Genomic DNA, 21,703 nt, shown 5'->3' on the forward strand with positions numbered 1-21,703 from the left:
TCAAGCCGCGCGCAAGGACGGCCGGTTCCGGGTGCCGCCGGTCGGTCGGGCCGGCCGGCCGTTGCGCCGCTGGTGGCGCGCCCGGCGGCGTCCCTGACCGGTCGGGGACGTGTCAGTTGTCACAGACACGTCGGTGTTAACGAGCGGTAACCTCCAAAGACCGCTATCGCTCGACCAAGGAGTGCGCCGTGGCTCGTCTCGCCCAGACCGAATCCCTGACCGACGTCCAGGAAGAGATCCTCAAGACCGTTCATGCGTTCGTCGAGGAGCGGATCATTCCGTGTGCTCAGGAGTTGGAGCACTCCGACACCTATCCGACCGAGATCGTCGAGGGGCTCAAGGAGTTGGGCATCTTCGGGATCACGATCCCGGAGGAGTACGGCGGCCTGGGGGAGTCGCTGCTGACCTATGCGTTGTGTGTGGAGGAGATCGCGCGCGGCTGGATGAGCGTCTCGGGGGTGATCAACACCCACTTCATCGTGGCGCACATGCTCATCCAGCACGGCACGCCGGCGCAGAAGCAGAAGTACCTCCCCCTGATGGCGACCGGTGAGATCCGCGGTGCGTTCTCGATGTCGGAGCCGGGTCTGGGCTCGGACGTGAGTGCGGTGGCGACGAAGGCCGTGGTCTCGACGCGCTCGACCGACGGGACGCCGGAGTCGTACGAGATCACCGGGAACAAGATGTGGCTGACCAACGGTGGCTCCTCGACGTTGGTGGCGGTGTTGACGAAGACCGACGAGGGCGCGGAGTCGGTCTACGGCAACATGACGACGTTCCTGGTGGAGAAGACTCCCGGGTTCGGGGAGGTCGCGCCGGGGATCACGGTGCCGGGCAAGATCGACAAGATGGGCTACAAGGGCATCGACACCACCGAGATGGTCTTCGACCACCACCAGATCTCGGCCGACCAGATCCTGGGTGGGGTCCCGGGCAAGGGCTTCTTCCAGATGATGGACGGGGTCGAGGTCGGCCGGGTCAACGTGGCGGCGCGGGCGTGCGGGCTGGCGATCCGCGGCTTCGAGCTCGGGGTGGCCTATGCCCAGCAGCGGCACACGTTCGGCAAGCCGATCGCGCAGCACCAGGCGATCCTGTTCCGGATCGCGGAGATGGCGACCAAGGTGGAGACCAGCCACACGATGATGGTGCGTGCGGCCCGGTTGAAGGACACCGGGAAGCGGATGGATGTGGAGGCCGGGATGGCGAAGATGGTCGCCAGCGAGTACGCCAACGAGGTGGTGGAGGACTCCTTCCGCATCCATGGGGGATACGGATATTCCAAGGAGTACGAGATCGAGCGATTGATGCGTGAGGTCAAGTTCATGCTGATCGGGGAGGGCACCTCCGACATCCAGAAGATGATCATCGGCCGCGCCATGCTCAAGGAGTACGCCGCCCGATGAACCACCCCACTCGTTTCTTCGTCTCCTCCGCTGCGCTCCTCCGCCGAACAATCGACCGGGGACCTCGATGAATTCGAAGACCGACGGTGGCCGCTTCTTCGAGGACTTCGCCCTCGGTCAGGTGATCGAGCACGCGACGCCTCGTACCGTGACGGAGGGCGACCGGGCGCTCTACGGGGCGATCTACCCCAGTCGGTTCGTGGTGCCCTCCAGCGCCGCGTTCGCCGCGGCCGTCGGTCTGCCCGGCCACCCGGTGGAGGACCTGGTCGCCTTCCACATCGCCTTCGGCAAGACGGTGCCCGACATCTCGCTCAACGCGCGCGCCAACCTCGGCTACGCCGAGTGCCGGTTCCACACCCCGGTGCGGTCCGGTGACACGTTGAGCGCGCGCTCGGAGGTGATCGGGCTCAAGGAGAACTCCAGCGGCAGGACCGGCGTGGTCTACGTCCGCTCGACCGCGACGAACCAACACGGCGAGGTGGCGGTGGACTGGGCCCGCTGGGTGATGGTGCACAAGCGCGACCGGACCGCGCCGTCCCCGAGGACCGTGCTGCCCGAGCTGGCCCCGGCGGTGGCAGCGGCGGACCTGGTGATCCCGGCCGAACTCGACTTCACCGACTACGACCTCGGCGCGGCCGGGGAGCCGTATCGGCTCGGCGACTACTCGGTCGGAGAGCGGATCGATCACGTCGACGGCGTGACGATCACCGACCCCGAGCACATGATGGCGACCCGGCTGTGGCAGAACACCGCGAAGGTGCACTTCAACATCGAGGCTCGGCCCGACGCGCGCCGGCTGGTGTACGGCGGCCACGTGATCTCGCTGGCCCGGGCGCTGTCGTTCAACGGGCTCGCCAACGCCGCCATGATCGTCGCGATCAACGCCGGCACGCACGTGGCGCCGGCCTTCGCCGGCGACACCGTCTATGCCTGGTCGGAGGTCCTCGACGTGACCGAGCTCGACGCGCCGGGCGTCGGTGCCATCCGGCTGCGCCTGGTCGCGACCAGGGGCCGGGACGAGTCGATGACGCTGCGCGGAGCGGACGGGCAGCACGCCGACGGCGTCCTGCTCGACCTCGACTACTGGGCACTGATGCCGCGCTGAGCGGCTGACGAGGAGGCCACTGATGGGACACCTGTACCTGGTCCGGCACGGCGCCACCGAGTGGAGCGAGTCGGGCCGGCACACCTCGGTCACCGACCTGCCGCTGTTGCCGGCGGGGGAGCAGGCGGCCCGTGCGCTGGCGCCCCGACTCGCCGGCCACGACTTCGCCGTCGTGCTGACCTCGCCGCGCCGACGGGCCCGGCACACCGCGGAGCTGGCCGGGTTCCCGGACGCGGTCGTCGACGAGGACCTGGTCGAGTGGTGCTACGGCGACTACGAGGGTGTGACGACCGAGGAGATCCATCGCACCGACCCCGGTTGGACGATCTGGACCGGGTCGACCCCGGGCGGTGAGACGGCCGCCGAGGTCGCCACCCGACTGGACCGGGTGGCGACCGCGGCCCGGGCGCGCCCCGGCGACACCCTGGTCTTCGCGCACGGGCACTGCCTGCGCGCGCTGGCGGCACGGTGGCTCGGGCTGCCGGTGGCCGAGGGCCGGATCTTCGGTCTGGACACCGGCACGCTCTCGGTGCTCGCCGACGATCGGGGCCAGCCGATCGTGCAGCGCTGGAACTCCTGAGCGCCCCCGAGCCGGGGGTCGCCGAGGGTTGACGCGGCTGGGCCCAGCCCGCACCGTTGAGCCATGGCGCTGCTCGCAGGCTGTCCGCGGTGCACGGCGTCGGTGACCGCCGCCGGTGACGGCTGGTCCTGCCCCGAGCACGGTGGCATCCGTCCGGTGTGGCGACCGGACCGGTCGGCGTACGACGCCTTCGTCGAGCACCTCGGTCTGGCCGACGGCTTCCCGACCTACCTGCCGTGGCCGTTGGCGTCGGACTGGTGGGTCGCCGACTTCGGCGTGGTCGCCGCCGGCCCGGGCGACGACCACGCGACGGGCGAGCTCGAGCGCCCGATCGAGGGTCAGACGGGTAGCCAGACGGGGAGCCAGGCCTGGGCGACGCTGACGGCCGTCGCCGGAACCAGCCTCGAGGACGGTGACGTCGAGGTCCTCATCGTCACCGAGGAGGCCGGCGTCGGGCTCGGCTCGAGATGCGCCCGGGTCCTCGGCTCCACACCGGGCCCGGAGCTCGGCAGGCCGGCGGCCTGGATCCGGGTCGGTGGCCAGCAGGTCCCGCTGTGGACCGTCGGACTGTGGCAGCAGGACGGCCCGGGTGGCCCAGGTGGTCAGGAGGGCGAGGAGTGGGATCGCTCGGTGCTGGTCGGCGAGGTCGAAGGCCGTTGGCTGTGGCTGGTCTTCCGGCCGGCGTCGGCGATGCTGATGCTCGGCCCGGAGTGGGCGCTGCGTGACGTCTCGGGCCTGGGCATGTCGCTGGTGGAGCTGCCCTTCGGCGGCGGCAACGGCGGCTGGTGAGTCGGGCGGCCGGCGAGGCGGGCGCCGGGCGCGGTGGGCACTACGATTCCGGAGTGCGCATCGACCTCCACACCCACTCGCGGGTCAGTGACGGCACGGACTCGCCGACCGAGTTGATGCGCGCCGCCCGGGAGGCGGGGCTGGACGTGATAGCGCTCACCGACCACGACACCTCCGCCGGTTGGGCCGAGGCGGTCCCGGCCGCGCGCCGCTACGGCGTGGAACTGGTCCGCGGGATGGAGATCAGCACCGAGCACGCCGGCCGCGGCGTACATCTGCTGGCCTATCTGCCCGATCCCACGTATCCGCCGCTGGTCGAGGAGCTGGCCAGGATCCTGGAGGGCCGGGACCGGCGCCTGCCGGCGATGATCGAGCGGCTGCGGCGGCTCGGCGTCGAGATCACCGAGGACGACGTCCATGCCGTCTCCGGCGACGCCGCCGCATCGGGCCGGCCGCACGTCGCCGACGCGCTGGTGGCCAAGGGGGTGGTGGCGAGCCGGGACGAGGCCTTCGAGACCTACCTGTCCGCCGGCCGCCCCGGATACGTCTCGCGGTACGCGGCGCCGCTGGTGGACACCATCGAGACGGTGGTGGCGGCCGGCGGGGTGGCGGTGATCGCGCATCCGTGGGGACGCAGCAGCCGGCAGTGGCCCGGTCCGGTGGAGCTCGAGGCGTTCGTGGCCGCCGGGTTGAGCGGACTCGAGGTCGACCATCAGGATCACTCGCCGCGCTCTCGCGACCGGCTGCGGGCGCTCGCCCGCGACTTCGACCTCGTGGTCACCGGCGCCAGCGACTACCACGGTGCCGGGAAGGTCGGACACGACCTGGGGGTCAACACCACCGACGAGGCCGAATATCACCGCCTGCTCGAGCGGGCGGCGGCGTCGGCGGCCGTCTCCCGGCGGCACCCGCCGACCGTGGTGAAGGGGCAGGCGTGATCTCGCTGTTCGTCTCGGCGTTCGTGACCCTGTTCGTGATCATGGACCCGGTCGGCACCATCCCGATCTTCCTCTCGCTGACGGCCGGCCGCTCGTCGGCCACCCAGCGGCGGGCGGCCTGGCAGGCGGTGCTGGTGTCGTTCTTCGTGATCTCGGTCTTCGCCGTCTTCGGTCAGGGGATCCTGCACTACCTGGGGATCTCGTTGGCCGCATTGCAGTGCGCCGGTGGGCTGCTGCTCCTGCTGGTGGCCCTCGAGCTGCTCACCGACAACGAGGAGACCCCCGTCGGGCAGGCCGGCACCAACATCGCGCTGGTGCCGCTGGGCACCCCGCTGCTGGCCGGGCCGGGGGCCATCGTGGCGACCATGGTCTACGCCCGCCAGGCGGACGGCGTCGGGGATGTGCTGGCGCTCGGACTCGCCATCCTCGCCGTCCACCTCACGCTGTGGCTGGCCATGCGGTTCTCCCTGCCGATCCTCAAGCTGATCCGGGAGTCCGGCGTCCTGCTGGTCACCCGGATCGCCGGCCTGCTGCTGTCCGCGATCGCGGTCCAGATGGTCGCCGACGCGGTCCGCTCCTTCATCGAGTCCTCCTGAGCCTGGCATCGGTGATTCGAGGCTGAGCGCGGATCCGGCTGACCGGGCCGACCGACTACTCGTAGAGATCGGTGGCCGCCTCGGTGGCGGCCTGGATGCGCGCCGCGGGGTAGTCGGCCAGCCCGCCCGGCAGGTAGCGCACCTGATGCAGCCGTCCGGTGAACCGGAACGAGCCGTGCCGCTGGTGCATCGGCCAGGAGACGGGCCCGCGGCGGTCGATGCCGACGTCGATCCCGGTCCAGGGTGCCATCCCGATCAGCATGGCCACCTCCGCCAGCTCGGCCAGGACGCCGGCCCGCTCCGGATCGTCGAGCAGCTCGACCCGCCAGCGGAACCTCGGCAGCGCCGTCAGCCGCAGCACCAGGGTCCGCTCTCCGGTCGGCAGCGGGCCGGCGTCCAGCTCGTGCAGCAGGCCGTACTCGTTCCAGGCCAGCCAGAGCCGACCGGCCTCGGCGTACACCGCGTAGCCACCGCCCTGGTCCCCGTGCGCCACCAGCACGCCCTCGGGCGGCCGACCGGCCGGATCGGGGGAGAGGTCGACGTGGATCTCGATGTCCACGTCGCGCAGCGCGATCAGCTTGCTGGACCGGTATCGCTCCAGCGTCGGCGTGCCCGGATAGATGGTCAGCGGTGCCGACAGCGCCGCCTCGCCCGGACGGCGGCGCTGCATCGCGCCGGAGGCGTCGGTCAGCGGGAACACCGTGTTGCGCCAGGCCGCCTCCTCCCACGCGGCGGCCAGTTCCTTGGTGAGGTCGGGGTGGTCGGCGGAGACGTCGTCGATCTCGGTCGGGTCGTGGCGTACGTCGAAGAGCTGCCACTCGCTGTCGTCGTACGGCGTCCCGGTCTCGTGCAGGGTGAGCAGCTTCCAGCCATCGCGGTAGTAGCCACGGTCGCCGCCCCACTCGGCGTACTGCTCCGGATGGGTGCTGGCCGCCGCGGCGTCGCGCAGCACGGTGGCGAAGCTGGCTCCGTCGAGCTCGGTCACCGGCACGCCATGACGATGGGCCGGCCGCGGCACCCCGGCGAGCTCGAGCAGGGTGGGCTGCAGGTCGGTGACGTACTGGTACTGGGTACGCAGGCCGTGGTCCCCCTCGTGTCGCGGCAGGCCGGCCGGCCAGGAGAGCACGAACGGCACCCGTACGCCGCCGGCGAAGGTGTTGCCCTTGTAGAGCCGGAAGGGAGTGTTGGACGCCATCCCCCAGCCGCGCGGGTAGTGGGCCATCGAGCGCGGCCCGCCGATCAGGTCGGGGTCGAGGGGCACGTCGCGCTCCCAGTCGTCGGGCAGGCCCGCGACGTGCACGAACTGGCTGAAGTAGCTGCGGGTGCCGAGACTGCCGCCCTCGGCGCTGCCGCCGTTGTCCGAGGTGAACACCACCAGGGTGTTGTCGAGCTCACCGTAGTCGGCGACCACGTCCAGCAGCCGTCCCAGATTGTGGTCGATGTTCTCCACCATCGCCGCGTAGACCTCCATGTAGCGGGCCATCAGCGCCCGCTCGGATGCCGGCAGCGAGTCCCAGGCGGCCACGTCCAGCCCGGCCTCCCAGTTGCGCGGTGGCAGCCGGGTGCCGTCGGGGAACAGGCCGCTGGCGATCTGCCGGGCGAACCGCTCCTCGCGCAGCGCGTCCCAGCCGGCGTCGTAGCGACCACGCTGGCGCCGCAGGAACTCCGGCGGCGCGGCGAGCGGGCCGTGCATGGCGTGGTGGGCGACGTAGAGGAAGAACGGGCGGTCGTCGCTGGTGCGCAGGCCGCGGATCATCCCGATCGCCTCGTCGGTGAGATCGTCGGTCAGGTAGTAGTCCTCGGGGTAACGGTCGATCTCGACCCCCGAGTTGTCCCGGATGAGCCGGTTCGGCGCGAAGAAGCTGTTGAACCCCTCCATCGAGCCGTAGTAGCGGTCGAAGCCGCGCTGGACCGGCCAGGAGTGGCGCCGGCCGGCGTCGTTCATCTGGGCGTCCCGGGTCAGGTGCCACTTGCCGACCATGAAGGTGGCGTAGCCGGACTCGCGCAACGCCTCGGGGATGGTCACCACGTCGTCGCCGAGCTCCAGGCTGAGACCCGGGAAGCCCGGGTCGGAGTTGGCCACGCTGGCGAACCCGGCCCGGTGCGGGTTGACGCCGGTCATCATCGCCGCGCGCGCCGGGGAGCAGACCGGCGTGGTGTGGTAGTTGGCGAACCGATAGCCCCGGGCGGCGAGCGCGTCCAGGCGCGGGGTGGCGATCTCCGAGCCGAACGGGCCGACGTCGGCGAAGCCCATGTCGTCGACCAGCACCACGATGATGTTCGGCGCCCCGGCCGGCGGGGTCGGCGGTGGTGGCCAGGACGGCGTCGACTCACCCGCGGTGCGGCCGATGGTGCCGTCGAAGCCCGCGTAGCCGCGGGCATGGGCGGGGATGCGTTCGGGCTTGATCACGCGGTGGCCTCCAGGTTCGGGTCGCGACGCATCCCCCGCCGGCTGCGCTGGGCGACCGGGTCGGGCAGTGGGACGGAGTCGACGAGGGTGCGGGTGTAGTCGGTGGTGGGGTTGGTGAGCACCGACCTGGTGGGGCCGAGCTCGACCAGCTCACCGCCGCGCAGCACCGCCACCCGGTCGGCGACCTGGTCGACCACCGCCAGGTCGTGGCTGATGAACAGGCAGGCGAACCCGTGCTCGGCCTGCAGGCCGGTGAACAGCTCCAGCACCGAGGCCTGTACCGAGACGTCGAGCGCGCTGGTGGGCTCGTCGGCGAGCAGCAGCTCCGGCTCCAGGGCCAGCGCCCGGGCCAGCGCGACTCGCTGGCGCTGGCCGCCGGAGAGCTCGCGCGGCAGCCGATCGCCGTACGACGCCGGGAGGCTGACCTGCTCGAGCAGGCTGCGCGCACGGGTCAGCCGGTCGGCGGGCGTGCCGACGCCGTGCACGTCCAGCGGCTCGGTGATCGAGGCGGCCACGGTACGGCGCGGGTCGAGCGAGGCGGCGGGGTCCTGGTGCACCACCCCGATCCGGCGGCGCAGACCCCGCAGCTGGCGCCCGCGCACCCCGGCCAGGTCCTGGCCGAAGAGCCGGACGGTCCCCCCGCGCGGCCGCAGCCGGCCGACGCTGACCCGGCCGAGGGTGGACTTGCCCGAGCCCGACTCGCCCACCAGGCCGACCACCTCGCCGGGGTGGACGGCGAGCGTGACGTGGTCCAGTGCCGCGGGCCTGCCGGGATAGTCGACCACCAGATCGGTCACCTCGAAGGCCGGCTCGGCGTGCGTGCGCAGCGCGGTGACGGCCGTCTGGTCATGGGCGCCGAACCGCGGCACCGCGGCCAGCAGCTCGCGGGCGTAGTCGGTCTGCGGGGACTCGAACAGGCGTCGTACCGGCTGGGTCTCGAGCAGCTCGCCGTCCCGCATCACCGCGACCCGGTCGGCGAGGTCGGCGACCACGCCCATGTTGTGGGTGATGAGCAGTACGCCGAGCGAACGCCGGCGCTGCAGGGTGCGCAGCAGTGCCAGGATCTCGGCCTGCACCGTGACGTCCAGGGCGGTGGTCGGCTCATCGGCGATGAGCAGGTCCGGGTCGGCCGCGAGCGCCAGCGCCAGCACGATGCGCTGCTTCTGCCCGCCGGAGAACTGGTGGGGGTAGTCCCGGGCGCGGTCGGCCGGGATGCCGACCGTGTCGAGCAGCTCGGTGACCCGGGCCCGGCGGTGGGCTCGGCCCTCCTTCGACGACCCGTGCGCGCGGAGCACCTCCTCGATCTGCCAGCCGATCCGCTCGACCGGGTTGAGCGCGGTGGAGGGCTCCTGGAAGACCAGCCCGATCCGGGCGCCGCGGACCTGCCGCAGCTCGGCCTCGGGGCGACCGAGCAGCTCGGTGCCGTCCAGCCGGATGGAGCCGGCCGCGGTCGCGCCCGGGGGCAGCAGTCCGATGATCGACAGCGCCGTCACCGACTTGCCGGAGCCCGACTCGCCGACCAGGGCCAGGACCTCATCCCGATCGACCTCGAAGTCGATGCCGTGCACCGCCGCGCCGGTGGGGAAGTCGACGCACAGGCCACTGACCCGGAGCAACGGTGCGTCGGACGGGGCCTCGCCGGTCGCCGGACTGGTGGCCGGACTGGTGGCAGGACTGGTGGCAGGACTGGTGGCAGGACTGGTGGTCGGTCGGGTGTTCATCGCACTCCTCCTCGACGCGCGGCCAGCAGACCCTGCGCCATCAGTTGGAAGCCGAGCACGAGGATCACGATGATCAGCAGCGGCCCGACGGCGTACATGTTGTTGGTGCCCAGCTGGGCCATCGCGTCGGCGAGGACGCCGCCCAGCGACGGCGTCGGCGGTCGAACGCCGACCCCGATGAAGTTCATCGCGCTGTCGACGAAGACCGCCCCCGAGGCCGACAGCGCGAGCTGCACGATCAGCGCGTCGGCGATGTTGGGGATGATGTGCTTGCGGATCACCCAGGTGCGGCCGGCGCCCATCGACTCGGCGGCGTCGACGTAGGGCAGCTCGCGGACCTTCAGGGTGGCGCCACGGACCAGTCTGCCGAAGAGCGGCAGCTCGATCCCGATCACGACGAAGACCACCGGCAGCACCCCGGGCCCGGTGATGGCGGCCAGCCCGAGGCCGAGGATGATCGGCGGAAACGCCAGGATGACGTCGAAGGCGCGCTGGGCCACCACGTCCGCGGAGCCCCACTGGCTGGCCACCAGGCCGATGAGACCGCCGATCGCGGCGCCGAGCGGCACCGCGACCAGGCAGATGCCCAGGTCGATCCTGATGCCGTACAGCACGCGGGTCAGGACGTCCCGATTGACCTCGTCGGTGCCGAAGAGGTGATGGGCGCTCGCGCCGAGCAGATTGGCGCCGGAGATCTGCTGGTCCGGGGAGTAGGGGGTGAGCAGCGGAGCGAGCAGCCCGGCCAGGATCACCAGGCCGACCAGGACGAGTCCGATCAGGCCGCGGCCGTGGGTGAGCGCGCCCCGGCGGATCCGGGGCAGCCGGGTGGGAAGGGTGAGGGCGCTCATCGGGCACCTCCCAGAGCGAGGCGGCGAGGAGTGGCGCGCCGAGCTCGACGGGTCGTGGTGGAGAGTCGGATCCGTGGGTCGAGCAGGGCGTGGGCGACGTCGGTGAGCAGCTGCAGCACGGCGTAGACCGCGACCGAGCCCATCAGCAGGACCTGGACCACCGGATAGTCCCGGCCGGCGACGGCGCGCTCGATGAGCATCCCCAGCCCGGGCCAGGAGAAGGTGAACTCGACCAGCACCGCGCCGCCGAGCAGCGCGCCGGTCTGCAGTCCGAGCACCGTCAGACTGGTCGGTAGCACGTTGCGCATCGCGTGTCGCAACAAGAGCCGACGCCGCGGCACGCCCGCGGCCAGGGCGGTGGCGATGTAGGGCTGGGCGAGCTCGGTGCGCAGCGATTCGGCCAGATAACGGGTCAGCACCGCCGAGATCGGCAGCGCCAGGCAGAACGCCGGCATGATCAGGTACTGCCAGGTGATGCCCGGATCGGCGAGCAGGCCCGCCCGCGGGATGCCGCCGGTGGGCAGGATGGGGAACGCCACGCCGAGCAGCAGCACCAGGACGACGCCGACGACGAAGGTCGGGATGGCGATGGCCAAGGTGTTCACCCCGGTGAGCAGGTGGTCGATCCACGGACGGCGGGCGCCGGCCCACAGGGTTCCGAGCACCACCGCGACGACGACCGCGATGACCAGTGCGCTCAGCGAGAGCAGCAGGGTGTTGCCGGCCGCCTCGCTGATCAGGGAGCCGATGCTGCCGCCGATCTGGTAGGAGGTGCCGAGGTCGCCGGTCAGCAGTCCCTTGATCCACTCCGCGTACTGGGTGAGGAACGGCTGGTCCAGGCCGAGCTGGTGTCGGATGGCCGCCACCGTGGCCGGGGTCGCGTTGGCGCCGGCGAGCGCCTCCGCGGGGTCTCCGGGGACCAGGCGCATGATGAGGAAGATCAGGAACGAGGAGACGATCAGCACGATCGCCAGCGACGGCAGTCGACGCAGCACGTAGGAGGTCATCGCCGCACCTCAGCTCGCCAGCTTGGCATCGGTGAGGATCACCTCGTGCCGTTTGGTGTAGGTCACTCCGCTGACCGCCGACGAGGTCACCCACTGGTCCTCGATCACGCCGATCTCGATCAGGAAGAGCGCGTCGAGCAGGTCCTGGGAGACCGCGCCGTACGCCGAGACCGCCTGGCTCGAGGTGCCGTCGACCTGCTGCCAGGCGGTGGTCGCGTCCTTGGTGTAGCCGGCGTCGGAGTAGTTCGAGGCGTTGTGCGCGGCGTTGAACGGATAGGCGCTGATGGTGAGCGTGGACGGGGTGTACTGCGCCCAGGAGTGGAAGGTGGTCCACAGGCCCTTGAACTTGGCTCCGATGAGTTGGGAGACGAAGGTGGCCGGATCGACCGGGTCCAGCTTGACGGTGATCCCGATCTCCTTGAGGTTCGCCTGGATGATCTGTGCGGTGGCCTCGTAGCTGGGGATGTCGGAGGCGTAGGTGAGCGGGATCGTCGGCAGGGTGCCCTCGTGCTTGGCCACCAGACTCTTCGCCTTGGCGAGGTCGAGCGTGTAGGTCTGGTTCAGCTTCGCGTCGTACGCGGTGGAGTACTTCGGCCAGGGCAGGTTCACCGCGTAGCCGCTGTTGCGGTAGACCTCCTTCATGATCCGGTCGCGATCGATCGCGTAGGCGATCGCCTGGCGGATCGTCAGGTCGTCGAGCGGGTCGGCGGTGACGTTGGCACCGAGGTAGATCTGCTCCTCGGCGCCGGAGAGCTTGGTGATCGTGAACTTCGAGGTGTCGAGCTTCTCGTTGTCGGTGAAGCTGGTGCCGAAGGCGTAGTCGACCTGGCCGCTGCGGATCTGGCTGAAAAGCTGGGTGGTATCGGTGACGATCGCGATGTCGACGCCGTCGAGATAGGGCCGGCCGTCCACCCAGTAGTCGTCGTTCTTGGTGAAGGTGAGCCGTGAATTGGGCGTCCACTTCTCGAACTTGAACGGGCCGGTGCCGATGTACTTGCTGCCGTCCTTGAGGCCGTCGATGCTCTCGGAGTCGACGATGGGCACGACCTCGAGCAGGTCGAGGATGTTGCCCAGCGGGTGTTTGAGGGTGAGCACCACCTGGTGCTTCTGGGAGGTGTCGTAGGAGGCGATGGTGGCGGCGGTGCTCTGCATCTGACCGTTCCAGGCCGGGTCGGCGTAGGTCTTCAGGGAGAACGCCACGTCCTTGGAGGTGAACTCGCGTCCGGAGTGGAAGGTGACGCCCTTGCGGAGGTTGAGGGTGACCGTCAGGCCGTCGTCCGAGATCTGCCAGTCGGTGGCGAGCCTGGCCTGGGGCTCGAGCGAGTCGAGCGGATAGAGCAACAGGCTCTCGTAGACCAGGCCGATGATGGTGGTCACGCCGAAGTTGGAGTTGGTGTAGAAGTTCGCCGGCACCAGGTCGATGCCGATGCCGCCGAGCAGCGTGCCACCGCTGGTCGGGGTGCCGCTCTTGCTGTCCTCGACGGCGGAGGAGCAACCGGCGATGCCGAGCAGTACGACGCCGCCGGCGACGCCGGAGAGCAGGGTTCGACGGGACACGTGGGTCATGGGACTTCCTTTGCGGCCGGTGATGGGTGATGTCCAGGGGAGCCGGCGAACCGACACGCCCATCATGACAAGTAATTTGATTAAGTCGAGTGAGAGACTACAGTTTAAGACGCGTGTCGGCCACGACACGCCCAACCGGTCTCCATCGGACCGCTCCTTCGTCGAAAGGCTTCTGTCATGACCCAGCTCGACCAGCGTCCCGCCGCAGCCTCCCGCACCGAGTCCGCCGACGGCACCACCACCTACGACTCCGGCCTCGTCGCGACCAAGGTCGGCGGCAGTCTCGGCGCCGTGGTGAGCGGTGTCCGGATCGGCGCGGACCTCGACCCGCAGGTGGTCGCCGACTTCCGCGACGCGCTGTTGACCCACAAGGTCGTCTTCCTGCGTGATCAGCAGCACGCCGGGGACGTGGAGCAGTACGACTTCGCCGCCCAGCTCGGCGAGGTCACCTCGCCGCACCCGACCGTCAAGGGCGACGGTCGCGCGGTCCTGCCGATCGACTCCGAGCGGGGCAAGGCGAACTCCTGGCACACCGACGTCACCTTCGTCGACCGGATCCCGGCGATCAGCGTGCTACGTGCGATCACCCTGCCGCCGTACGGCGGGACCACCGTGTGGGCCAACACGGTGCGTGCCTACCAGCGTCTCGCGCCGGCGCTGAAGGAGCTCGTCGGCGGACTGCGCGCGGTGCACAGCAACCAGTACGACTACGCCATCGAGCGTCCGCAGATCGGCGGCATCGACGTCAAGGAGGAGAGCTACCGCGAGGAGTTCCGGAACCGGCTCTTCCTCACCGAGCACCCGCTGGTCCGGATCCACCCGGAGACCGGCGAGCCGAGTCTGCTGCTCGGCCACTTCGCGCAGTCGATCACGGGACTCTCCAGCCACGACTTCCACGATCTCTACACGCTGTTGCAGCGCCACGTCACGGCGCTGGAGAACACCGTGCGGTGGAGCTGGCAGCCCGGCGACGTGGCGATCTGGGACAACCGCGCCACCCAGCACTATGCGGTCGCCGACTACGACGAGCACGCCCGGCTGCTGCACCGGATCACCATCGCCGGCGACGTGCCGGTCGGCATCAACGGCGACGTCAGCCGGGTCATCCAGGGCGACGCGTCGGGCTTCTCCTCCCTCGACGCTCCGGCGGCCTGATCCCCGTGCCGACTCGGCGTCAACGGCACGCGCCGCGACGCCGAGTCGGCGGACCGGCTACCTGCGGCCGAGCGACTGGAAGCGCTGCATCACCCGGGACGGGATGGCGTGGGCGAGGGCGGCGATGACCTTGTACTGCGGTGAGGGCACCGAGACCACTCTGCGCCGGTCGTAGTCGGCCAGCCCGTCACGGACCACCCGGTCGACGTCGAGCCAGAGCAGGCTCGGCGCGGAGCCCCGGGAGACGCCCATCCGGGCATGGAACTCGGTCCTGGTGAACCCGGGGCACAACGCCATCACCGTGACGCCCCGGGATCGGTACTCGGCGGCCGCCCACTGGGAGAAGCTGTTGACCCAGGCCTTCGCCGCGGAGTAGGTGCCGCGGGGGAGGAACGCGGCGACGCTGGAGACGTTGATCACGCCGCCACGACCGCGGGCGGACATCGCACCGAGGGCGGCATGCGTCAGCCGGAGCACGGCGACCACGAGGATGTCGACCATCGCCTGCTCCTCCTCGACGGAGTTGTCGAGGAACCGCTTCTTCAGTCCGAACCCGGCGTTGTTGACCAGCAGCTCCACCGGACGCTCCGTCGCCGCCACCCGCTCCTCGACCCGGGCCAGCTCGACCCGATCGGTGAGGTCGGCGGAGAGCACCTCCACCGCGACGCCGTACCGCTCGGTCAGCTCGGCGGCCGTCTCGGCGAGCCGCCCGCGGTGCCGCGCGACCAGCACCAGGTCGTGGCCGCGGGCGGCGAGCTGAGTGGCGAAGGCCCGTCCGATGCCGGCCGTGGCGCCGGTGATCAGTGCGACTCCCGGCCGGTCTCGATCAGGGTCCCGGTCAGGGTCTGGGTCAGGGCCCGCATCCTGGTGCGGGCCGGTCCGGGCGGCCCGATCGGTCGACGACATGGGCCGAGTGTGCCATCTCCTTCCGCACCCGGCGGGGAAGGTCGGGCATGATGGCATCGATGACCACCACACTCGCCCTGGCCAACCAGAAGGGCGGCGTTGCCAAGACGACGTCGGTCGCCTCGCTCGGCGCCGCGCTCGCCGAGCTCGGCGCCTCGGTGCTGCTGGTGGATCTGGACCCGCAGGCGTGTTTGACGTTCTCGCTGGGGATCGATCCGGAGGAACTGGACAGTTCCATCCACCAGGTGCTCACCAAGGGCATGGCGGTCGAGGAGGTCATCCTCGAGACCGACGACGGCGTCGACCTGCTGCCGGCCACCATCGACCTGGCCCGCGCCGAGACCGACCTGCTCACTCGGACCGGGCGCGAGCAGGTGCTGCGGGCGGTGCTGAGCGAGATCGACGACTACGACTGGATCCTGCTGGACTGTCCACCGTCGCTGGGCGTGCTCACCGTCGCGGCCCTGACCGCCGCCGACGCCGTGCTGGTGCCGCTGCAGTGCGAGACCCTCTCCCATCGAGGGGTCGGGCAGCTGCTCGACACGGTGCACGACGTACGCCGGTTCACCAACCCCGGGCTCGAGGTCTGGGGGGTGCTGCCGACGCTGTTCGACGGTCGCACGATCCACGCGCGCACGGTGCTGGAGACCATCTCGGAGACCTACCAGTTGCCGGTGATCGGGCCGCCGATCCCGAAGACGATCAAGTTCGCCGAGGCACCCGCCGCCGGCCGCTCCATCCTGGCCACGTCGCGGACCAGCAAGGGTGCCCGGGCCTATCGCGAAGTTGCGATCGGCCTGGTCGATCGGTCATCGTCGAGGAGGCAACCGGGGGAGGACCCGGGTGCGACGTCGGAGGAATCGGGTCGGCAGCCCGGGAGCAGGAAGGTGCGCAGGTCGTGAGCAAGCACCGCGCGGACGTCCGTCCGCGGTGGGGTCGGATCGCGGCCAGCGCCATCGCTGCGACGGTGGTCGCGATCGCCTTGCTGGCTACCGTGGGCCTGTGGCACCGCGCTGGTGACGCGACCGCGCTCGACCCGGCCGCCGGCGATGTCGCCACCCAGAGCGGGTCGGCGAGTGCCACGCCGGGCGAGGAGGCGACCACGCCCGACGATCCCGCCGGGACGGCCTCACGCGACCTCTCGGCCGCGGCATCGGAGACCGGTACCGACACGAGCACCGACACGTCGACCTCGACCGGGACCTCCGAGGCCGACGACGTAGCGGTCCCGGCCGACTCCGGGTCGGGTCGCCGGGCGGTCTTCTCCGAGAGCCAGCAGCGGGTGTGGATCGTCGATGCCGACGGCACCGTGGAGCGCACCTATCCGGTCTCCGGCAGCGTGGAGGACAACCTGCCCACCGGCACCTACTCGGTCTACTCGCGCTCGCAGAGCGCCTACGGGGTGGACGATTCCGGGACGATGAAGTGGTTTGTCCGGTTCACCCACGGCACCGACTCCGGCGCGGCGATCGGGTTCCACGACATCCCGGTCAAGGACGGCAAGCCGCTACAGACCGTCGCCCAGCTCGGCACCCCGCAGTCACACGGCTGCATTCGGCAGAAGGAGTCGGACGCGCTGGCGATGTGGGACTTCGCTCAGGTCGGCACCAAGGTCGTCGTCACCGCCTGATCGAGCCGCCACCGGATCGCGGCCGAATGCCGCTGGTCACGCCCGCTGCTGCCGGCGGCTGGGTGGTCTCGATACGCCCTCGCTCGTTCCTCGCGAGGGCTACTCGACCGACGGCAGTCGGGTAGCGAGTGCCAGCGCCCGACGTACACCACCACCCGCATGACCAACGGCACCCTCAAGTTCCACCGGAAGACATGAGCCGACGATCCGGGCGCTCAGCACTCGCTCATCGACCGACGAGTGGGCTGCTGGCGCTCGTTACTCGACCAGCAGGGGGTGGCTCACCGGCAGCTGGTCTGTCGGCCGCTAGGACGAGGCGGAGCCCGAGGAGGTCCGGTCCGAGGAGGTACGGGAGTCCGCTCCGGAGACGACCGTGCCGCCACGGGTGCGCGTCCGGGACCGGCGCCGACGGCGGCGCTCGCCGGAGGTCGACCCCTCGGTGCTGCTGCCACCACCGCTCGCGTTGGCCGCCTTGCCGGTGCTACCGGTGCTGTCGGTGCCGCTCGCTCCGTGATGCTGCCGGCTCCGGTCACGCTTCGGATCGCGGCCATCGCGGCCCCGCTCCGTCCTGGCCGGCGCCTTCTTGATCCGGCCCTTGGTGCCCTTCGGGATGCCCATGTCATGCAGGAAGTGCTCGGAGGAGGAGTAGGTCTCGGCCAACTCGTCGAAGGGCAGGTCGAGCGCCTTGTTGATCATCTTCCACTTGTGGACGTCGGCCCAGTCGACCAGCGTGACGGCGATCCCGGAGGCACCGGCCCGGCCGGTCCGTCCGATCCGGTGCACGTAGGTCTTCTCGTCATCCGGGGTGGTGTAGTTGATCACGTGGCTCACCCCGGTGACGTCGATGCCGCGAGCCGCGACGTCGGTGGCCACCAGCACCTGCAGCTTGCCGTCGCGGAAGCGCTGCATGACCCGTTCGCGGGCCGCCTGCTGCATGTCGCCGTGCAGCGGTGAGGCGGAGAACCCGCGGTCGGCGAGGTCGTCGGCGACCCGCTGCGCCTGTCGCTTGGTGCGGGCGAAGACGACGACCTTGTCGACGTCCTCGGCCTGCAGGATGCGGCCGATCATCTCCGGCTTGTCCAGGTCGTGCGCCTGGTAGACGAACTGCGCGGTGGCCGGCACCGTCGCGTTCTCGTACGACGACTCGGCGCGGATGTTCATCGGGTGCCGCATGTAGGTGCGGGCCAGTGCCACGATCGGCCCCGGCATGGTGGCCGAGAAGAGCATCGTCTGCCGGGTCTCCGGGGTGAGCCGGATCAGCTTCTGGATGTCCTCCAGGAAGCCGAGGTCGAGCATCTCGTCGGCCTCGTCGAGCACCAGCGCGTGTACGTGGGAGATGTCGAGGACCTTGCGGTTGGCCAGGTCGATCAGCCGGCCCGGCGTACCGACCACGATGTCGACGCCGGTCTCCAGCGCCTCGATCTGCTGCTCGTAGCCGACGCCGCCGTAGACGGTGAGCACCCGCAGGCCACGGTCCTCCGAGGCCATCGCGAGGTCGCCGGAGACCTGCAGGGCCAGCTCGCGGGTGGGCGCCACGATGAGCGCCTGCGGCTTGCCCGGTGGCAGCTCGGCGTAGTCGGGATCCTTCGGTGCGACGCTGCGCTGCAGCACCGGGATGCCGAAGGCGAGGGTCTTGCCGGTCCCGGTACGGGCCTGGCCGATGAGGTCGGTGCCGAGCAGGGCGACCGAGAGGGTCATCTCCTGGATGGCGAACGGCGTGGTGATCTGACGGCGCTCGAGCGCGTCGCAGATCTCGGGGAGCACCCCGAGGTCTCGGAAGGTGGGCATACAGTCGCTTTCCTCGTGCGGCGAGCTGGAGGTATCGGCGCTGCGCCGCGCACATACACGTACGCACCGAGACGACGTCGCGTACTGGTCGACGCGGTCGCGCCGTCCCGGAGGGTGTCTAACAAGTGGTGAGTCTATCGCCTAAGGTGCTGCCGTGGTTGCATCGTCGGAGCTCGCGCCGTTCACCGACCCCCTCTACCGGGCGGCGGTGGTCGACCTGTTGGGGGCGGTGGGATACGGCGAGATCTCCGCGATCGAGCGGCTCACCGAGGACGGCAAGATGGCGCCCTCGCTGGAGGACAAGGTGGCGCTGCAGGGCATGGCCGCGGCCCAGCACGCCAAGCTCCGGCCGGTGATCGAGCGACTCGGCGAGCTCGGCGTGGAGCCGTTCACCGCGATGGAGCCGTTCGCCGCGGCGTTCGATGCCTTCCATGCCCACACCGCGCCATCCGACTGGTGGGAGGGCCTGATCAAGGCGTACGTCGGCGACGGCCTGGCCAACGACTTCTACCGGGAGGTGGCGGGCTTCCTGGACGCCCAGACCCGCGATCTGGTGCTCTCCACCCTCGAGGACTCCGGCCGTGCCGACTTCGTGGTCGGCCGAGTGCGGGCCGGGATCGAGACCGACTACGCCATCGCCGGCCGGCTGGCGCTGTGGGGACGCCGGCTGATGGGGGAGGCGGTCACCCAGGCACAGCTCGTCGCCGGCCAGCGCGACGCGCTGGCGGACCTGATCACCAGCGGCCATCTGCAGGGCCTGGACTTCACCGCGATCGGCGACATGATGGCGCGGATCACCCACCGGCACGTCGACCGGATGGCCCGGCTGGGCCTCGCCCACTGACCGAGACGCAGGTGCACCATCCACTCGGCGGTTCCGGTGGCGGTCACATGGCCTCCGTGCTTCGGGTCGAGGACTACGGCCTCGACCCCACCTCGGTCCCGGCGGGCGGTCCCACGGCACGGCCCGTAGGCTTGATCCCACTTCGCTGCGCACGGTTGGGCGGTGAAAGGAAACGGCGCGACCCACGCGGTCGACCTGGCGGAGTGGGACGGAGCCGACAACAACACATTGCCGGCGATCTACGTCGTGTGGGTCGATGACCGCAAGGCCGGCGACCGGGATCCAACCGGACGAGCCCACGGACACGACGCTGAGGACTTCCGACACGCGTAGAAGCCCCGGTGGGCCGCGTCCGGGGACGAGAGCCGTCGACATCCCGGGAGGGAACATCGGCGAATCGGCCGTGTGCGCTGATGCGTGCCGGTAGGAACACGGCCTGCGTCAGTGTCGGGACGGTGTCTGTCCCCGCACGCCGCTACTTGCCGCTGTAGACGGGGAATGCGGTCGAGTCGCCGTAGTCCCGCTCATCCAGACTCCGCAGGGCGTTCATGTCCTCGTCCGAGATGGTGAAGTCGACCTGCGCGTTGGTGCGCATGTGGTCGGCGTTCGCGGTCTTGGGCAGCGAGACGGTGCCGAGCTGGAGCGTGTACCGGATGCACAGCTGCGGGACCGACACTGCATATCTCTCGGCGATCGTCGCAAGCTCGGCGTTCCCCAGGATCTCGCCGTGGGCGATGGGCGAGTAGGCCTCCACGAGGATGCCCTTGCTCTGGCAGTAGCCGATGAGCTCGCTCGGCGTGTTCCCGGCGTGGACCAGGATCTGGTTCACGTGCGGCGCGATGGTGCTGTTCTGCAGGATGTTGTCCAGGTCGGCGGGAAGGAAGTTGGAGACACCGATCGAGCGGATCTTGCCTGCCTGATGCGCCTCCTCGAGCGCTCGCCATGCGGCCCGGTTGCCATCGGCGTAGTCGCCGCCACGGAAGTCATCCCACGGCTGCGGTGCGTGGATGAGCATGAGGTCGACGTAGTCCAGGCCCATGGTCTGCCGGGACTCATCGATCGCGGCGCGAGCGGCGTCGTAGTCCTTGATCTCCGCGGCGAGCTTGGTGGAGACGAACAGTTCCTCGCGGGGAACACCGCTGGTACGGACGCCCTCGCCGACACCTCCTTCGTTGCCGTAGGCCTGCGCGGTGTCGATGTTGCGGTAGCCGATCTCGATCGCGGCACGGACGGCCGTCGCGGCCTCGTCGTCCTCGATGAACCAGGTGCCCAGTCCCAGCTTGGGGATCTCGGCGCCGTTGGACAGGGTGTAGGTCTCGTTCAGGATGGTCATGCGCTCTCTCCGTTCTCGGAGCTCGCCGAGTTCTTCGGGAGCTTGGCATAGTCCTCGTCGGTGACCGGCTCGAGCCATTCGTTGCTGACGTCCTCGCCCGGGGTGATGAAGGCGACGTGGCTGAACCACGAATCGGCCTTGGCACCGTGCCAGTGCTTCGTGCCGGCCGGAATGCGGATCACGGTCCCCGGCTCCATGCTGACCGGATCCTGGCCCTCGGCCTGATACCAGCCAGATCCTGCTGTGCACAGTAGGATCTGGTCGCCGCTGCCGTTGGTGCCGTGGTGGATGTGCCAGTTGTTGCGGCAGCCGGGCTCGAAGGTGATGTTGCTGACCGGAACGCTGCCGGAGGCCAGCGGCGCCTGGTAGCTCTGGCCGATGAAGTACCGCGCGTAGGCGTCGTTCTTCTCCCCGAGCGGGAAGATCTGGTCGAAGTCGTTGACGCTCATGTCTGATCCCTGTTCTCGCGGTTGGCGATCTTGTGGTCGGTGCGTCGCTGGTCCTTCGCCCCGACGGGGGCATCGGCTCAGGCGTCGTTCTCGATGATGTTCTTGAGCACCGTGGTCGCGCTCATGCCGTTGGGCCAACCCGAGTAGAAGGCGAGCTGTAAGAGGGCCTCCGTCAACTCCTCGTCGGTGACGCCGTTGCGCCTGGCGAAGGAGAGGTGGAACTTCAACTGGTCCGTCTTCCCGAGCGCGGTCAGCGCGGAGATCGTGACCAGGCTGCGGTCGCGCTTGGACAGGCCCTCGCGCTCCCAGACCTCGTCGAAGAGGACCCTGTCGGTGTAGTGCACCATGCCGGGTGCGAACCGAAGGCGTTCTGTCCAGCGGTCCAGCCGGGGCTCTGCTCGTTCTGCTGGTTCTGGTGGTCCTCGGTATCGGTCATCAGCGGTGCCCTCTCGATCAGATGGGTTCTTTGGTTCGAGGGGTCCGCGCGGCTCGGGGCGCGCGGCTCAGGGTTCGGGGCGCACGTAGCGGCCACGGCCCGGTCGGTGAGCGTCGACCGCAGGTAGGTGGTGCCGCGGCGGGCGTGCGTGGCCCGGTGGGCGGCGTCCACCGGCCCGGACCGTCGGCACCGTCACATG

20 protein-coding genes are annotated in these 21,703 nt (G+C 70.1%); 10 read left to right on the top strand and 10 right to left on the bottom strand.

Annotation, left to right across the window (positions count from 1 at the left end):
• Positions 1–188: 188 nt before the first annotated feature.
• The 6 genes from QM638_RS07895 (at position 189) to QM638_RS07920 (ending at position 5,411) form a co-directional block, all read left to right on the top strand.
• On the top strand, positions 189–1,403 hold the full coding sequence (locus QM638_RS07895; protein ID WP_415141410.1) for an acyl-CoA dehydrogenase family protein: 1,215 nt from the start codon (positions 189–191) through the stop codon (positions 1,401–1,403).
• Positions 1,404–1,470: 67 nt separating this feature from the next.
• The gene (locus QM638_RS07900; protein ID WP_415141411.1) at positions 1,471–2,508 is read left to right on the top strand and encodes a MaoC family dehydratase; all 1,038 of its coding nucleotides are present in this window, start codon (positions 1,471–1,473) and stop codon (positions 2,506–2,508) included.
• Between the two features lie 22 nt (positions 2,509–2,530).
• A complete protein-coding gene (locus QM638_RS07905; RefSeq protein ID WP_415141412.1) occupies positions 2,531–3,088 on the top strand; it encodes a histidine phosphatase family protein in 558 nt (185 codons plus the stop codon).
• 63 nt (positions 3,089–3,151) lie between these two features.
• Complete coding sequence (locus QM638_RS07910; protein WP_415141413.1) at positions 3,152–3,877, top strand: DUF6758 family protein; 726 nt, start codon at positions 3,152–3,154, stop codon at positions 3,875–3,877.
• A 53-nt stretch (positions 3,878–3,930) separates the two neighbouring features.
• Positions 3,931–4,815, top strand: coding sequence for a PHP domain-containing protein (locus QM638_RS07915; RefSeq protein WP_415141414.1), 885 nt, complete (start codon positions 3,931–3,933; stop codon positions 4,813–4,815).
• Entirely contained in the window at positions 4,812–5,411 is a 600-nt protein-coding gene (locus QM638_RS07920; protein WP_415141415.1) for a MarC family protein, read from the top strand. Before QM638_RS07915 ends, QM638_RS07920 begins: the two co-directional genes overlap by 4 nt.
• A gap of 55 nt (positions 5,412–5,466) precedes the next feature.
• On the opposite strand, the gene QM638_RS07925 is transcribed toward QM638_RS07920, so the two are convergent.
• From QM638_RS07925 to QM638_RS07945, 5 genes are read right to left on the bottom strand one after another with little or no spacing between them, the layout of a single operon-like run.
• The gene (locus QM638_RS07925) at positions 5,467–7,821 is read right to left on the bottom strand and encodes an arylsulfatase (RefSeq protein WP_415141416.1); all 2,355 of its coding nucleotides are present in this window, start codon (positions 7,819–7,821) and stop codon (positions 5,467–5,469) included.
• The gene (locus QM638_RS07930) at positions 7,818–9,542 is read right to left on the bottom strand and encodes a dipeptide ABC transporter ATP-binding protein (RefSeq protein ID WP_415141417.1); all 1,725 of its coding nucleotides are present in this window, start codon (positions 9,540–9,542) and stop codon (positions 7,818–7,820) included. The genes QM638_RS07925 and QM638_RS07930 overlap by 4 nt, the downstream gene beginning before the upstream one ends.
• Positions 9,539–10,390, bottom strand: coding sequence for an ABC transporter permease (locus QM638_RS07935; RefSeq protein WP_415141418.1), 852 nt, complete (start codon positions 10,388–10,390; stop codon positions 9,539–9,541). The genes QM638_RS07930 and QM638_RS07935 overlap by 4 nt, the downstream gene beginning before the upstream one ends.
• Entirely contained in the window at positions 10,387–11,397 is a 1,011-nt protein-coding gene (locus tag QM638_RS07940) for an ABC transporter permease (protein ID WP_415141419.1), read from the bottom strand. The genes QM638_RS07935 and QM638_RS07940 overlap by 4 nt, the downstream gene beginning before the upstream one ends.
• 9 nt (positions 11,398–11,406) lie before the next feature.
• Positions 11,407–12,963 carry an ABC transporter substrate-binding protein gene (locus tag QM638_RS07945; RefSeq protein ID WP_415141420.1) on the bottom strand — a complete coding sequence of 519 codons (1,557 nt, stop codon included), beginning with the start codon at positions 12,961–12,963 and terminating at the stop codon, positions 11,407–11,409.
• A gap of 177 nt (positions 12,964–13,140) precedes the next feature.
• On the opposite strand from QM638_RS07945, the gene QM638_RS07950 reads away from it, so the two are divergent.
• Positions 13,141–14,118, top strand: coding sequence for a TauD/TfdA dioxygenase family protein (locus QM638_RS07950; RefSeq protein WP_415141421.1), 978 nt, complete (start codon positions 13,141–13,143; stop codon positions 14,116–14,118).
• Positions 14,119–14,175: 57 nt separating this feature from the next.
• Here QM638_RS07950 and QM638_RS07955 read toward each other — a convergent pair whose 3' ends face one another.
• Positions 14,176–15,024 (bottom strand): SDR family NAD(P)-dependent oxidoreductase, encoded by an 849-nt coding sequence (locus QM638_RS07955; RefSeq protein ID WP_415141422.1) that lies wholly within the window; start codon positions 15,022–15,024, stop codon positions 14,176–14,178.
• A gap of 59 nt (positions 15,025–15,083) precedes the next feature.
• Between QM638_RS07955 and QM638_RS07960 the strand changes: the two genes are divergently transcribed.
• Complete coding sequence (locus tag QM638_RS07960; protein WP_415141423.1) at positions 15,084–15,926, top strand: ParA family protein; 843 nt, start codon at positions 15,084–15,086, stop codon at positions 15,924–15,926.
• Positions 15,923–16,654, top strand: a complete 732-nt coding sequence (locus tag QM638_RS07965) for a L,D-transpeptidase (RefSeq protein WP_415141424.1) — start codon at positions 15,923–15,925, stop codon at positions 16,652–16,654. Before QM638_RS07960 ends, QM638_RS07965 begins: the two co-directional genes overlap by 4 nt.
• Positions 16,655–16,960: 306 nt before the next feature.
• Here the strand turns inward: QM638_RS07965 and QM638_RS07970 are convergent, their stop codons facing one another.
• Complete coding sequence (locus tag QM638_RS07970; RefSeq protein ID WP_415141425.1) at positions 16,961–18,442, bottom strand: DEAD/DEAH box helicase; 1,482 nt, start codon at positions 18,440–18,442, stop codon at positions 16,961–16,963.
• Positions 18,443–18,596: 154 nt separating this feature from the next.
• On the opposite strand from QM638_RS07970, the gene QM638_RS07975 reads away from it, so the two are divergent.
• Positions 18,597–19,286 (top strand): ferritin-like fold-containing protein, encoded by a 690-nt coding sequence (locus tag QM638_RS07975; RefSeq protein ID WP_415141426.1) that lies wholly within the window; start codon positions 18,597–18,599, stop codon positions 19,284–19,286.
• Positions 19,287–19,761: 475 nt separating this feature from the next.
• Here the strand turns inward: QM638_RS07975 and QM638_RS07980 are convergent, their stop codons facing one another.
• From QM638_RS07980 to QM638_RS07990, 3 genes are all read right to left on the bottom strand, one after another.
• Complete coding sequence (locus QM638_RS07980) at positions 19,762–20,619, bottom strand: aldo/keto reductase (protein WP_415141427.1); 858 nt, start codon at positions 20,617–20,619, stop codon at positions 19,762–19,764.
• Positions 20,616–21,068, bottom strand: coding sequence for a cupin domain-containing protein (locus QM638_RS07985; RefSeq protein ID WP_415141428.1), 453 nt, complete (start codon positions 21,066–21,068; stop codon positions 20,616–20,618). The genes QM638_RS07980 and QM638_RS07985 overlap by 4 nt, the downstream gene beginning before the upstream one ends.
• Positions 21,069–21,145: 77 nt before the next feature.
• Positions 21,146–21,415, bottom strand: coding sequence for a carboxymuconolactone decarboxylase family protein (locus QM638_RS07990; RefSeq protein WP_415141429.1), 270 nt, complete (start codon positions 21,413–21,415; stop codon positions 21,146–21,148).
• Positions 21,416–21,703: the final 288 nt, after the last annotated feature.

Source organism: Nocardioides sp., assembly GCF_047606145.1.
GTDB lineage: Bacteria > Actinomycetota > Actinomycetes > Propionibacteriales > Nocardioidaceae > Nocardioides.

Excerpts from the sequence above, each read along its gene's own strand:
- QM638_RS07900 (WP_415141411.1), top strand. The coding sequence starts at position 1,471 with ATGAATTCGAAGACCGACGGTGGCCGCTTCTTCGAGGACTTCGCCCTC.
- QM638_RS07905 (WP_415141412.1), top strand. The coding sequence starts at position 2,531 with ATGGGACACCTGTACCTGGTCCGGCACGGCGCCACCGAGTGGAGCGAG.
- QM638_RS07910 (WP_415141413.1), top strand. The coding sequence starts at position 3,152 with ATGGCGCTGCTCGCAGGCTGTCCGCGGTGCACGGCGTCGGTGACCGCC.
- QM638_RS07930 (WP_415141417.1), bottom strand. The coding sequence starts at position 9,542 with ATGAACACCCGACCGACCACCAGTCCTGCCACCAGTCCTGCCACCAGT.
- QM638_RS07935 (WP_415141418.1), bottom strand. The coding sequence starts at position 10,390 with ATGAGCGCCCTCACCCTTCCCACCCGGCTGCCCCGGATCCGCCGGGGC.
- QM638_RS07940 (WP_415141419.1), bottom strand. The coding sequence starts at position 11,397 with ATGACCTCCTACGTGCTGCGTCGACTGCCGTCGCTGGCGATCGTGCTG.
- QM638_RS07945 (WP_415141420.1), bottom strand. The coding sequence starts at position 12,963 with ATGACCCACGTGTCCCGTCGAACCCTGCTCTCCGGCGTCGCCGGCGGC.
- QM638_RS07950 (WP_415141421.1), top strand. The coding sequence starts at position 13,141 with ATGACCCAGCTCGACCAGCGTCCCGCCGCAGCCTCCCGCACCGAGTCC.
- QM638_RS07955 (WP_415141422.1), bottom strand. The coding sequence starts at position 15,024 with ATGTCGTCGACCGATCGGGCCGCCCGGACCGGCCCGCACCAGGATGCG.
- QM638_RS07960 (WP_415141423.1), top strand. The coding sequence starts at position 15,084 with ATGACCACCACACTCGCCCTGGCCAACCAGAAGGGCGGCGTTGCCAAG.
- QM638_RS07970 (WP_415141425.1), bottom strand. The coding sequence starts at position 18,442 with ATGCCCACCTTCCGAGACCTCGGGGTGCTCCCCGAGATCTGCGACGCG.
- QM638_RS07980 (WP_415141427.1), bottom strand. The coding sequence starts at position 20,619 with ATGACCATCCTGAACGAGACCTACACCCTGTCCAACGGCGCCGAGATC.
- QM638_RS07985 (WP_415141428.1), bottom strand. The coding sequence starts at position 21,068 with ATGAGCGTCAACGACTTCGACCAGATCTTCCCGCTCGGGGAGAAGAAC.
- QM638_RS07990 (WP_415141429.1), bottom strand. The coding sequence starts at position 21,415 with ATGGTGCACTACACCGACAGGGTCCTCTTCGACGAGGTCTGGGAGCGC.